We start from the raw sequence: 12,084 nt of genomic DNA, 5'->3' as shown, positions 1-12,084 counted from the left end.
CTACTTTGATTAAATAAATAATTAAAAAATCAATTTACGAGAAAGATCTATTTACACAAAAGATTTGACAGTTTCATCCTTTGCCAAAGTAATGCATTCTCAATCTTATCAACTTTATTTTGCAATTCAGAGCTCTTTAAGAAAAATTCACGATCTTTCTTTTCTACGACGGCTCTGCCTGTCTTTTTGTCATACCAGTTCAATAGCCCTGAACCAATAAACATGATTGCAATTACTACAAACTGAATCACTACCAGCCGCATAAAGATTGGGAAGGCATAAATTACTGTCAGTAACAGAATTAAGGCGTAGATAAGTTCCGCATAGAGAAAGAAATGCAATCGTTTTTTATTTTTAAAAATAATTTGAAAAGTCTTCGAATTAGGATCTTGCATAAGATTCATCCCTACTAAATTTTACGGCAAAAACTTAACCCAAAATTAGCGCCACTAACTACAAGACCGATAGCAGCTGCCAATTGCATGCTTGGTTGTATCCACAGCAAAAATAGTGACAGGATAAAAGTTAAAACACTGGCAACTTTCAGCAGTTTGCGATTACCGCCTAAAATACCTACTTCAGCACAAAAGAGTAAAACGACAATGAGACCATCCCCAACAAGCCAAGCATTTTCTAACAGATTAGCAAAATTACCAGTGAGTGGTTTTTGTAAAATATCTGTCCAAAGCTGGCGGGCAAAGGCCACGCTCACACCGATATTTGTCCAAAAAAGCATGAATTCAAACAAACGTAGAAAGACCGTTTTAGTGAATTTAATGCTAGTAATGGTTTCCCAGAAAGTATCGCGTTTTTTAACTACGATTCCTCGATCAAGAAAGGCGCCGATTGAGTAATAGATCAAAATAGCAATAGCTTGAAACGCAATTAAATGCATGAAAACTTTAAAATCAAACAACAAGGTAAATAGCAAAACTATCACATAAGCCAATTCAAAATACAGAACCCGACGGCTAAACTTCCGCTCACTAAACCAATGCTTCAACTCTGTTTTGTTCATGTGGTCACTAATATTCCCGTTCATATTCTCACTCCTTTTTAATAAATATCTAATTATGTGAGATTGTATTACACTTTTCAAACCATGTCTAGTACCTTTATAATTTAAATAATAAAAATTTTTTCGAGGTAAATTATGAATTATCCTATTTTAGTCACTACGCTAATCTTTCTATTATGCTTAGCGCGCTTTATCTGGATCATGACCCATGAACGGCGTTCGCTATGGGCAGGTTTCAGTTTTGTGATTACTCTTTTTAGTTTCTTACTTTTAGGTGTGGGAATTTTAGTTAACATTGCTGACTTAGATCCCCATTACAAAGATTGGATTCTGCCGTTATTTGTAATCGGCTTGGTTGTAGTCACTGCCGCTACGGTAATTTTTGCCGCAACTTTAACCATTATGTTTTTCTATGATGGCATTAAAATTATCCTTAAAGAAGGCAATCGCTGGACTAACTATCTTTCTCTCGGTATGGGCATTGCTATTATTTTCTTCTTATTTCTTTATCCTGAAATTGGACATCTCAGCCATAATACTTGGCTAACCTATCCTTACATTTTTCTATGGCTAGTGATTATTTACTTAGTAACCATCATGATGATGTACACCTTAATATCATGGCTTAACTTAATTAATTGGCGAACTCCTCACCTAGATTACGTTGTCGTTTTAGGTGCTGGAATTATGGGTAAAAAAGTTACGCCACTTTTAGCTGCTAGAATTTCCCGGGGAATAGAAATTTATCAAAAAAATCCCGGCTCGAAGTTAATCATGTCCGGTGGTCAAGGACCTAGTGAAGAAATTCCGGAAGCCGTTGCCATGGCAGCTTACGCCGAGAAGCTGGGAATTAATAAAAACGATATCATTATTGAAGATAAGTCAAAAACTACTCAGCAAAACTTACAGTTCTCCCATGCATTGATGAAGCCAAATAGCCGCTTTTGCATTGTAACTAATTCTTATCACGTCTATCGCGCACTGGTTTTGGCAAAACGGCAAGGCTTAAAATGTATTGGTTACGGCGCCAAGACTAAATGGTACTTTACGCTGAACGCTTTTGTTCGTGAATTCATTGCATATCTCGCAATTACCAAAAAGATGCAATTGACTATCATCGGCTGCTTGACAGTTATCATGGTTGTTGCTGCTGTCTTTCATTTCTAAAATTTTACGCTAAGTCAATTAACTTAGCGTTTTTTATTGTTTTATTTTAAAAATAGATACATATGTTCGCTTATCCTGTAAAATATAAATACCTAATCTATATGGACTTGTCCAATCTGTCGAACGCACCATATCCGCGATTGGAATGCGGCCGTGAACATCTTAGAAAAAGGATTAGGCAAGTGGCAGAATCTTAAAATAAAAGAAAAAAGCAGCCTAAGCTAGGCTGCAGTCCGCTGGCAACTCGCGGACTTAAAAGGCTTTGGTAATTAGACGACCTCTATCGGCAATAGTCAAAAGATTACTGCTGGTAAGTCAAATCCGTATCTAAGCAAGTTGGTGTTCTGGTTGGCGCAAGCTAACGAGCCACTAAGCCCTAGACTTCAGTCTAGGGTAGTTGACCCTGCATCATCGCATCCTACAACCGTAAGTTTTTAACGCAATTTTGCCAACAAATCTATGTAATTAAAAAACAAAAAATAATTGAATTGCACTAATTTTTACTAAAAATATCCATTACTATCATTTTCCAAATTAAAGAAAATCACATTTGGTGCTGAAGAAGTTTGGTGAGTTAATTTATTATACTTACCACCAAAATAATCATAGCGAGGCTTTCCCTTGCCAAAAGGATCAATCCGACAAAGAAAGACAACATATGTCGCTTTAAACTCTTCTTCTGGGCAGCCCAATCCACTCAAAAGAATCTCTTCTTGATAACCGTTTGCAACTTCCAGCATATTTTCTCCGGGCTGTTGCGACCCTACTTGAATGATTAATCCGTACTTATTGCGCTGCTTGTCTCGTGCGATCACGTGCACGATTGCTTTTTCATCTAAAACGTTTCTACTTGGATCATCAAGTGACTTTACCTCCTGAATATTAAGTTCAGGCAACATTCTTTGCACCGATGAAAGAAGCTGATCGTTGTACTTCTTCATAATTCCAGCAGCTAAGTGATCCACCATTGCTGGTGAAAATTCATTATCCAACATAAAAAATCCTCACTTCTAAAAATCTGAGAGTTTTTACCCTCTATATATTTATTACGCAAAAAAGTGTAAAAATTTTTTCGGAAATGAAGATCTTTTTATTTTTTTAGTTTTCTTTTCTAAAAAAGGGACTAAGCAGTGAAACTAGCAGACCGTAAATAAAGTACCAGCGATAAATATCAGCCAAATCTTGATTGTTAATCCATAAAATAATCGCAATCACCGTCAATAAACCACCCAAAAAGATCGTTGAGCCCATATTTTTATCAGTGAAAAAGCTCACTGCCGCACCCAAAACAATTAATGCGACTAAACTATAGATGACGACAATAACTGGCCCTTTAGTTTGCACATCAACATCCAGCATTGACGCATCAGTAAACAATTGCCAGAACATGAAGCCTGCTAAAGCAAGGCCACACAGCAACACTAGTAATCTAAAAATAAAAGTAAAAGCTTTTTTCATTATTCTTCTCCCATGTAATTATGTTACTAGTATAACAGGATTATCGATGCAGAAGAAAAGCGCTTGGAAAATTCCAAACGCTTCTTTGTCTAATCATCCAACCCCAACTTCTTAAAGATATCATCCACATGACGCAAGTGATAATGATAATCAAACGCATCATCAATATCTTCTTTAGAAAGGTAATTCATAATTTCACTATTTTCAACTAGTGGCTTAAATTGTTTTTGCTCATTCCATGACTTGGCAGTCAACTTTTGAACCATGTCATAAGCCTTTTCACGAGACAAACCTGCTTCATCGATTAACTTAAGCAGAACTCTCTGTGAGTAAATTAAGCCATAAGTCCGATCCATGTTCTTTAACATCGTTTCTGGGAAAACATCCAGATTAGTTAAAATCCGGTTGAAACGGTGCAACATGTAGTCGATCCCGATCGTCGTATCAGGCAAGATAACCCGCTCTGCACTAGAGTGAGAAATATCACGTTCATGCCATAACGCTACATCTTCATATGCCGTAACGATGTGACCACGCATTACCCGTGCCATTCCACAAAGATTTTCTGAGCCAATCGGATTACGTTTATGCGGCATCGCAGAAGAGCCCTTTTGCCCGGCACGGAAGTGTTCTTCAACTTCATGAATTTCACTCCGTTGCAAACCACGGATCTCTGTCGCCCAGTTTTCAATACTAGTGGCAATCAAAGCTAGCATAGCAATATATTCAGCGTGTAAGTCACGTGGCAAAACTTGACTGGTAATTGGCTGCTGGGTCAAGCCCAATTGCTTCATTACGCTTGTTTCTACCTCAGGTGGCACATTGGCAAAAGTACCAACTGCTCCAGAAATTTTACCGGATTCTACGCCTTTAGCCGCATGTTCAAAACGGTCAATATCACGGTTAATTTCTGCATACCAACGCGCAAGCTTCAGACCAAAAGTAGTTGGTTCTGCTTGAACACCATGCGTACGACCCATTTCAACTGTGTACTTATATTTCTTAGCCTTTTCAGCAATTGTTGCCTTTAATTCGTGTAAATCTTTTCTGATAATTTCATCAGCTTGCTTAAGCAAAACTCCTTGCGCAGTATCAACTACGTCAGTTGAAGTTAAACCAAAGTGAACCCACTTCTTCTCTGGGCCAAGGCTTTCAGAAACTGTTCTGGTGAAAGCAACCACATCATGATGCGTTACTTGTTCAAGCTCTGCTACACGTTCAGCGGTAAAACTGGCATTTTGAGCAATTTTTTCTGCATCGGCTTCTGGCACTTCGCCAAGTTCTGCCCAAGCTCTAGTTGCTGCAATTTCAACTTCAAGCCAGGCAGCATACTTATTTTCATCAGTCCAAATTTTTCCCATTTCTGGGCGAGTATAACGTTCAAGCATAAATTACATTTCCCATGGATTCTTCAAAACGATAGTTTGTTCACGATCTGGTCCTACTGAAACAGTTACCAATGGAACACCAACTAATTCTGAAATACGATTTAAGAATTTCTTAGCATTTTCTGGAAGAGCATCCCAAGTCTTAACTTGTGTAATGTCTTCATCCCAAGCTGGAAGTTCTTCATATACAGGCTTACAACGGTAAAGTTCCTTCAAACTTGCTGGGTAATAATCAATCTTTTCACCATCAAGTTCGTAAGCAGTACAAATCTTAATCTTGTCAAAGCCTGAGAAAATATCAAGCAAGTTCAGGCTTAAGCCGTTAATTCCTGCAACACGCTTTGAGTGACGCAAAGCAACAGAGTCAAACCAACCAACACGACGTGGACGACCAGTAACCGTACCATATTCATGAGCCGTTTCACGAATACGGTCACCAACTTCATCAAGCAATTCAGTTGGGAATGGACCAGCACCAACACGAGTAGTGTAAGCCTTGCAGACACCAATTACCGTATCAAGACGGTTAGCGCCCATCCCGATACCTGAGCAAATACCGCCTGAAATAGTGTTAGATGAGGTTACAAATGGGTAAGTACCTTCATCAATATCAAGCATTACGCCTTGTGCGCCTTCAAATAAAACCTTCTTGTTTTGGTCAAGTGCGTCATTTACTAAGACAGATGTATCAGTTACATACTTCTTCATTCTTTGACCATATTCATAGTATTTATCAAAAATATCTTCAAATTTAAGTGCTGGCTTGCCATAAACCTTGGTAAATAATTCATTCTTTACTTTAAGGTTAGCGCGCAGCTTTTCTTCAAAAGTGTCCTTCTCAAGCAAATCGCAAACGCGGATACCGATTCTAGAAGCCTTGTCCATATAAGTTGGCCCAATTCCATTCTTAGTAGTACCAATCTTATTAGCACCCTTTGCTTCTTCTTGATATTCATCCTGCTTAATGTCGTAAGGCATGATGATGTGAGCTCGGTTAGAAATGCGCAAACCGCTGACATCAATGCCACTCTTTTCAAGATTTTCTAATTCGCCAAACATTACTTCTGGGTTAATTACAACGCCGTTGCCAATAACTGTATTGTCCTTAGCTGCAAAAATACCCGAAGGAATTAAACGCATCTTGAAAGTTTGACCATTAATATCAATGGTATGACCTGCGTTGTTACCACCATTTGAACGAACTGCCATTGCAGCATCCTTGCTCAAAAAGTCAGTAATCTTTCCTTTACCTTCATCGCCCCATTGGCTCCCTACAACTGCGACTGCTGTCATTTGAAATTCACCTCATAAAAAATCTCTATAAATATTACGTATGATAGTCTAGCAATTTAAATTTTATTAGTCAATGTAAAATACGAATTATTCTATTTTTATTTTTTTCATAGTTCGATTTTTATATTGACAAGTGCTAGATATTCCCATATAGTAGGTCTCGTTCACTAGACAAAATTTAAAGGGAGCAATTTTCAAATGAGTAACTACTTTAGTATGGAAGCCTTTGACTACGATGATATCCAGCTTATACCTAATAAAGGTATTATCAAAAGCCGCCGTGATGCCGACACCAGCGTTAAGTTTGGAAACCGAACATTTAAAATACCAGTTGTACCTGCTAACATGGAAAGTGTGATTGATGACAAGCTGGCTATTTGGCTAGCTCAAAATGATTATTACTATGTCACGCACCGCTTTGAACCAGAAAAAAGGATCCCTTTTATTAAAATGATGCACGAAAAAGGTCTCTTTGCTTCTATTTCAGTCGGCATTAAAGATAGCGAGTACGACTTTATCGATGAATTAGTAAAAGAAGACCTTAAGCCTGAATATATCACGATTGATGTTGCCCATGGTCATTCTGTTTATGTAGTCAAAATGATTAAATACATCAAAGAAAAATTGCCTGATTCATTTTTAACTGCTGGCAATATTGCAACTCCAGAAGCTGTTCGCGAACTTGAAAATGCGGGTGCTGATGCCACCAAAGTTGGGGTTGGTCCTGGTAAAGCATGTATTACCAAATTAAAGACAGGCTTTGGAACAGGCGGCTGGCAACTAGCAGCCTTACGGATGTGCAGCAAGGCTGCTTCTAAGCCGTTAATCGCTGACGGTGGCATTCGTCATAATGGCGACATTGCAAAATCCGTTCGTTTTGGCGCTACGATGGTCATGATCGGTTCAATGCTTGCTGGTCATGAAGAATCTCCTGGTAACGTAATTAAAATTGATGGCAAAACTTATAAGCAATACTGGGGTTCTGCTTCAGAAGTCCAAAAAGGCGCCTATAAAAATGTCGAAGGCAAACAAATGCTGGTGCCATACCGTGGTTCAATTAAAAATACTTTAAATGAAATGAAAGAAGACTTACAATCCTCCATTTCATATGCTGGTGGCCGCGATCTCAATTCTATTAAGTTAGTTGATTATGTCATTGTTAAAGACAATATTTTTGACGGTGACAAGTAATTTTAATAAAATTTTTCATTTTAATTATTTTCTTGTTAAGAAGATTACGATAATATAGTATTATCTATCTTTTTTCGATAGAATAATATAGGCTGAGTTATTGAAGGGTAGTCAATGACTCGGCTTTTTTTGATTTATTTTTTAAAAATAATTGGACAGAATCTCAAATTGTGTTATACTAGTTTTCGTTGATAAACGCGCCCTTAGCGCAACTGGATAGAGTGTCTGACTACGAATCAGAAGGTTGAAGGTTCAAATCCTTCAGGGCGCACTTAAAAACGGGAAATGGCTCAGTTTGGTAGAGCACCTGGTTTGGGACCAGGGGGTCGCAGGTTCGAATCCTGTTTTCCCGATAGTTTAGCCGTACTTCTTATGAAGTACGGTTTTTTCGTACACAAAAATAAGTATTTCCAAGGAAATACTTTATTCTATTACGCACCTTTAGTCGCACGTCTGAAAATAATTTGTGTGTTAGAATCGACGTACTTCAATAGTGGCAAGTCATAGTCCTTAACTTGTGCTAAAACATTTACCTTCTCGTTGCATGGCAAATTACGCTTAGTAATTTCAATCTCGCCTTCATAACGTGGATATAAATTATTATCAATTGTTACACTACCTGTAGGACGAGCATAGATATTGTCTTGCGGCTCTGTTGGCAGAAACATCTTTTTTCTGCTTTCTTTTAGCCGGACAACATCACGCGCTACATCAGGACGATTATGCCATTCATTGCCAAACAATTCCGGAATATCTGTATCTAAGTGCAAGGTAATTGCTCCCTGCTTTTGATAATTTGTAATCGATTCAATTGCATCCCGCGTCAATTGTGGATCTCCAACAAAAACGTGATCACAGTTATAATCCTTTAATTCCAAAATAGCAGCTAACGGATTCTCATAGCGCTGCTTTTCTAGCGTGGGCAACCCCGCAAAAATCGGGCCTCTTAGTTTTCCATTACCTGAAATAAAAGCTGCTGTTTTCAGACCGTATTGTTGCAACCATTTATTTTTTTCTTGCATCCAATGGGCATCAAGTCCTGTTTCAGGCCGCGGATAGAAGCTGTGCCCTGCCGTTAGCTTTTCAAAGTTGGCGTTGCTATATTTTAAATCATCGATATTTTCTTGCGTGATGATACTTGCATTCAGCACCACTGGCATCTCTTTAGACAGCTTGGCGATAATATCAGTAGAAAAGCCATGATCTACCCTAATCCCGGTTAAATTCAGGCTTTTAATTTGTTCAACGCTATTAATATTAATTCCCAAATCTTCTAAGTCATCAGCTGTGACATCTGCAATAATTTTTAAATCTAATTTTTGGCACCAATTGGTTAAATCGCCTAGTCTCTTTAAAATTGTCGCACTATCGGTATCAGGTACAGTAAGCTGAGTAAAGACGCAAGTAAAGCCACTATTGCGCATCGTCAGCAAATAATTATAATTCTCGGACGTTAATTCATGTCCCAGATAAACAGAAAAACCTAACATTTTTATCCTCTAAAGTTTATTAATTTCTTTTATATTTATAGTTTAAACGCTTTCTTAAATATCTTACTACATTTTTTACTTGCTTTTTTCTAAAAAATAATGTTAAATACATATAAATAAATTAAAAGGCTATGAAAAAGACGAGTAAATAATCTAATTCTTTCCAGTGAATTAGTGCTAGTGGGAAACTAATAGACCCTGGATTATTGAAAAACACTTTTAGCAGCTCACCGAACTAATACTTCTTATAGTAGGTTGAGACGTCTCCGGTACGTTACCACGCCGGTGGAGCATGATAGTGCTTCATGAGTCGGTCTATATTTAGACAATCTGGGTGGTACCGCGGAAAAAAGCCTTTCGTCCCTGTTTTTAAGGGAGCGAAGGGCTTTTTCTTTACTCTCAACTAAATTTTTCTAGATAGAAAGAGGATCATTATGGAACTTATTTTACCTAAAGACTACCATCCAACATTAACTGTCCGCGATACTGAAGCTGCTATTGTTTTCATTCGCGAAACTTTCCAAGATAAACTAGCTGAAATTCTAGGTTTACAAAGAATGTCAGCTCCAATGTTTGTCGAAAAAAAGACCGGCTTAAACGACAACTTAAATGGTGTTGAGCGTCCTGTTGCCTTTGACATGAAGGCAATGCCTAAGGATGACACAATTGAAGTAGTTCATTCACTTGCCAAATGGAAAAGATTAGCTCTGAAGCGTTATGGCTTCGGCATGCACGAAGGTCTTTACACCAACATGAACGCCATTCGCCGTGACGAAGATCTTGATAACTTCCACTCCATCTATGTTGACCAATGGGACTGGGAAAAAGTAATTCGTAAGGAAGAACGTAATACTGACACTCTGGAAATTACCGTTAACAAGGTTTTTAAAGCAATTAAAGAAACTGAAAAACTGGTGTCTGCACGCTACCCAGGCTCTACTTATCGCCTAGCTGACCATGTTTCATTCATTACTACTCAAGAATTAGAAGACCGCTGGCCTGATCTTTCACCAGAAGAACGTGAAGACAAGATTGCTAAGGAAGAAAAAGCAGTCTTTATTATGAAAATCGGTGATAAATTAAAGCGCAGTGGTGAGCCACACGATGGCCGTGCACCAGACTACGATGACTGGCAATTGAACGGTGATTTGATTTTCTGGTACGAGCCTTTACAAAGCAAGCTTGAAATCTCTTCAATGGGTATTCGTGTCAGCGAAGAAAGCTTACGTGAACAATTGAAGAAGGCACATTGCGAAGACCGCGAGAAATTGCCATTCCATCAAATGCTTTTGAAGGGTGAACTACCATATACCATCGGTGGCGGTATCGGTCAATCTCGCTTGTGTATGTTGCTTTTGGGTAAGGCTCATATCGGTGAGGTGCAAGCTTCTATTTGGCCAGAAGACATGATTGAAGCATGTGAAGCAGACGATATTAAGTTGCTGTAAATATATTGATGCATTGAAAAAGCTGTTAGGCATAACAAACCTAATAGCTTTTTTAGATACTTTGGTACTCATTTGAAATTCATACGCTGCTGAGTTAGACAATCATTCATCTAAATTATCATCTAATAATACTAGATTTTGTTTAGTATAGTCACTTTAAGGAAACGGTAAATATTTATATTTATTTGGAAAATTATTATTTGAATGTAAAAGATAAGAAATTTTATAATTATTTGGATTTATAAATGGAGTAAAAATATGAGGATATGCCTCTTTAGCAGAGAAATGCATGACTGTACCTCTTATATTTTTGGACTTACCATTTAAAAATGTAAGATTGGGGTTTATTGAATTTTCCATAGAAATTCTTTTTATTTTTTCTATTATGCTTGAAGAAATGTCCAAGTCTCTCTTTTTACCTTCCAGCACACTAGCTTTATTTAAATAATTAAACTTTTTCAATATATATCTAGGGGTTAACCAATTTGAAAATATCATCGAATAAGACTCAATGCTTTGTAAATCAGTATACTTTAAGTGATAATCTAAAGTATTTAATAATTTGTTTCTCTTCTTTATTTCATTATCTGAAACATAAAAAGGACTATTCCCCATCCCTTCTGCTAAAGCATTATTTATAGCTGTTAGCAAATTAAAATCCGTTCCCAAACCTACATTATATGAGTTTCTATTTATACCCACAAAAAGAATAACATATATATCCTTTATTATTGAGATATCATTTATCATTAAATTGGAAAATTTAAATTTAGAATACGGCTTTAATTGATTGTGGACAACTCTCTTATTAATTTTTTTACCTGGCCATTCCCGTAAAAACGAATAAACCAAGCTTTGTCGTTCTATAAATTCAAAGAAAGCTTTCTTAATCGCATCTTCCACGTTAGTAAAATAAGCTGTTCCACTTGAGTCAATAAAAGAATTAATATTATAATTCTCCGTATCTCTTAATAAATATACTTTCTGAGGATCAATAAAATTGATTTTATTATCAACGATATTTAAAGCAGCAACTTTTTTTAACTTATTAGATGGATGTAATTCAATATACCTTTCTGTAAATTCACCCATTCCAGACTTTAAACAATCAGATAAAGTAAGTTTATTAGCCACACCAAGTAAAGCGTTAAAAAAGCCATCAATTTTTATTGTACTTGTATCTTTTTCAAAAATAGAATTTGAAATTCTAAGATTTTTTATTAATTCTGACATAATTTTAAACTATTGGACAATCTACCTTATTTTTTACATCTTTTAAACTTATAAAATTAATTGAATTATTAGAAATTAATTTCAATAATTGAAATTTGGGGACAACGCATGATATTAATTCATCACTAAAACATCTAGCAGTCAATAAAGGCTTGTTAAATAAGTCATCTGTAATTAATACTACGTACATGTGTTTAAATGTACAAGAAAGCAGTAACCCCAATTCATGAATATTTTTCGGATCATGACCGGAACACTTATTCCTCCTAACGTGACTTATTGAAGATAGCATATCCATATGTTGAATTTGTTCTGAATTCCACGAAACTGTCAAATCTTTTGTGTAAATAGATCTTTCTCGTAAATTGATTTTTTAATTATTTATTTAATCAAAGTAG

Annotated in this window: 11 protein-coding genes, 2 tRNA genes and 1 other annotated feature; of the genes, 5 read left to right on the top strand and 8 right to left on the bottom strand. The window is 36.7% G+C overall.

Features of this window, described 5'->3' with window-relative positions:
• Positions 1-47: 47 nt before the first annotated feature.
• Both Q0Y84_RS11580 and Q0Y84_RS11575 read right to left on the bottom strand, forming a co-directional pair.
• Complete coding sequence (locus tag Q0Y84_RS11580; RefSeq protein WP_297953880.1) at positions 48-395, bottom strand: hypothetical protein; 348 nt, start codon at positions 393-395, stop codon at positions 48-50.
• Between the two features lie 14 nt (positions 396-409).
• Positions 410-1,042 carry a hypothetical protein gene (locus Q0Y84_RS11575; RefSeq protein WP_297953878.1) on the bottom strand — a complete coding sequence of 211 codons (633 nt, stop codon included), beginning with the start codon at positions 1,040-1,042 and terminating at the stop codon, positions 410-412.
• A 111-nt stretch (positions 1,043-1,153) separates the two neighbouring features.
• Between Q0Y84_RS11575 and Q0Y84_RS11570 the strand changes: the two genes are divergently transcribed.
• On the top strand, positions 1,154-2,185 hold the full coding sequence (locus Q0Y84_RS11570; RefSeq protein ID WP_297953875.1) for a YdcF family protein: 1,032 nt from the start codon (positions 1,154-1,156) through the stop codon (positions 2,183-2,185).
• Between the two features lie 503 nt (positions 2,186-2,688).
• Here the strand turns inward: Q0Y84_RS11570 and Q0Y84_RS11565 are convergent.
• From Q0Y84_RS11565 to Q0Y84_RS11550, 4 genes are all read right to left on the bottom strand, one after another.
• Positions 2,689-3,180: a hypothetical protein gene (locus Q0Y84_RS11565; RefSeq protein WP_297953872.1), complete on the bottom strand. Its 492-nt coding sequence runs from the start codon at positions 3,178-3,180 to the stop codon at positions 2,689-2,691.
• A gap of 103 nt (positions 3,181-3,283) precedes the next feature.
• Complete coding sequence (locus Q0Y84_RS11560) at positions 3,284-3,643, bottom strand: hypothetical protein (RefSeq protein WP_297953869.1); 360 nt, start codon at positions 3,641-3,643, stop codon at positions 3,284-3,286.
• An 89-nt stretch (positions 3,644-3,732) separates the two neighbouring features.
• Positions 3,733-5,031 (bottom strand): adenylosuccinate lyase, encoded by a 1,299-nt coding sequence (gene purB, locus Q0Y84_RS11555; RefSeq protein ID WP_297953866.1) that lies wholly within the window; start codon positions 5,029-5,031, stop codon positions 3,733-3,735.
• 3 nt (positions 5,032-5,034) lie between these two features.
• The gene (locus tag Q0Y84_RS11550) at positions 5,035-6,324 is read right to left on the bottom strand and encodes an adenylosuccinate synthase (protein WP_297953864.1); all 1,290 of its coding nucleotides are present in this window, start codon (positions 6,322-6,324) and stop codon (positions 5,035-5,037) included.
• A 198-nt stretch (positions 6,325-6,522) separates the two neighbouring features.
• Between Q0Y84_RS11550 and Q0Y84_RS11545 the strand changes: the two genes are divergently transcribed.
• From Q0Y84_RS11545 to Q0Y84_RS11535, 3 genes are all read left to right on the top strand, one after another.
• Positions 6,523-7,515 (top strand): GMP reductase, encoded by a 993-nt coding sequence (locus Q0Y84_RS11545; RefSeq protein ID WP_297953863.1) that lies wholly within the window; start codon positions 6,523-6,525, stop codon positions 7,513-7,515.
• Positions 7,516-7,712: 197 nt separating this feature from the next.
• Positions 7,713-7,786, top strand: a tRNA-Arg gene (locus Q0Y84_RS11540).
• An 8-nt stretch (positions 7,787-7,794) separates the two neighbouring features.
• Positions 7,795-7,868: transfer RNA gene (locus Q0Y84_RS11535), tRNA-Pro, on the top strand.
• A 78-nt stretch (positions 7,869-7,946) separates the two neighbouring features.
• Here the strand turns inward: Q0Y84_RS11535 and Q0Y84_RS11530 are convergent.
• On the bottom strand, positions 7,947-9,005 hold the full coding sequence (locus Q0Y84_RS11530) for a MupG family TIM beta-alpha barrel fold protein (protein WP_297953861.1): 1,059 nt from the start codon (positions 9,003-9,005) through the stop codon (positions 7,947-7,949).
• 122 nt (positions 9,006-9,127) lie between these two features.
• Positions 9,128-9,373, top strand: a binding site (T-box leader).
• Positions 9,374-9,439: 66 nt separating this feature from the next.
• Here Q0Y84_RS11530 and asnA point away from each other — a divergent pair.
• Positions 9,440-10,453 carry an aspartate--ammonia ligase gene (gene asnA, locus Q0Y84_RS11525; RefSeq protein WP_297953859.1) on the top strand — a complete coding sequence of 338 codons (1,014 nt, stop codon included), beginning with the start codon at positions 9,440-9,442 and terminating at the stop codon, positions 10,451-10,453.
• 156 nt (positions 10,454-10,609) lie between these two features.
• On the opposite strand, the gene Q0Y84_RS11520 is transcribed toward asnA, so the two are convergent.
• Entirely contained in the window at positions 10,610-11,686 is a 1,077-nt protein-coding gene (locus Q0Y84_RS11520; RefSeq protein ID WP_195923485.1) for a YcaO-like family protein, read from the bottom strand.
• Positions 11,687-12,084: the final 398 nt, after the last annotated feature.

This window comes from uncultured Lactobacillus sp. (assembly GCF_947367125.1).
Lineage (GTDB): Bacteria > Bacillota > Bacilli > Lactobacillales > Lactobacillaceae > Lactobacillus.
The sequence above is the reverse complement of the archived record's forward strand: the minus strand, read 5'-3'. Positions and strand labels throughout refer to the sequence as shown.

Bases quoted from the DNA above. Each gene is read 5' to 3' on its own strand.
- Q0Y84_RS11580 (WP_297953880.1), bottom strand. From the start codon at position 395: ATGCAAGATCCTAATTCGAAGACTTTTCAAATTATTTTTAAAAATAAA.
- Q0Y84_RS11575 (WP_297953878.1), bottom strand. From the start codon at position 1,042: ATGAACGGGAATATTAGTGACCACATGAACAAAACAGAGTTGAAGCAT.
- Q0Y84_RS11570 (WP_297953875.1), top strand. From the start codon at position 1,154: ATGAATTATCCTATTTTAGTCACTACGCTAATCTTTCTATTATGCTTA.
- Q0Y84_RS11565 (WP_297953872.1), bottom strand. From the start codon at position 3,180: ATGTTGGATAATGAATTTTCACCAGCAATGGTGGATCACTTAGCTGCT.
- Q0Y84_RS11560 (WP_297953869.1), bottom strand. From the start codon at position 3,643: ATGAAAAAAGCTTTTACTTTTATTTTTAGATTACTAGTGTTGCTGTGT.
- purB (WP_297953866.1), bottom strand. From the start codon at position 5,031: ATGCTTGAACGTTATACTCGCCCAGAAATGGGAAAAATTTGGACTGAT.
- Q0Y84_RS11550 (WP_297953864.1), bottom strand. From the start codon at position 6,324: ATGACAGCAGTCGCAGTTGTAGGGAGCCAATGGGGCGATGAAGGTAAA.
- Q0Y84_RS11545 (WP_297953863.1), top strand. From the start codon at position 6,523: ATGAGTAACTACTTTAGTATGGAAGCCTTTGACTACGATGATATCCAG.
- Q0Y84_RS11530 (WP_297953861.1), bottom strand. From the start codon at position 9,005: ATGTTAGGTTTTTCTGTTTATCTGGGACATGAATTAACGTCCGAGAAT.
- asnA (WP_297953859.1), top strand. From the start codon at position 9,440: ATGGAACTTATTTTACCTAAAGACTACCATCCAACATTAACTGTCCGC.
- Q0Y84_RS11520 (WP_195923485.1), bottom strand. From the start codon at position 11,686: ATGTCAGAATTAATAAAAAATCTTAGAATTTCAAATTCTATTTTTGAA.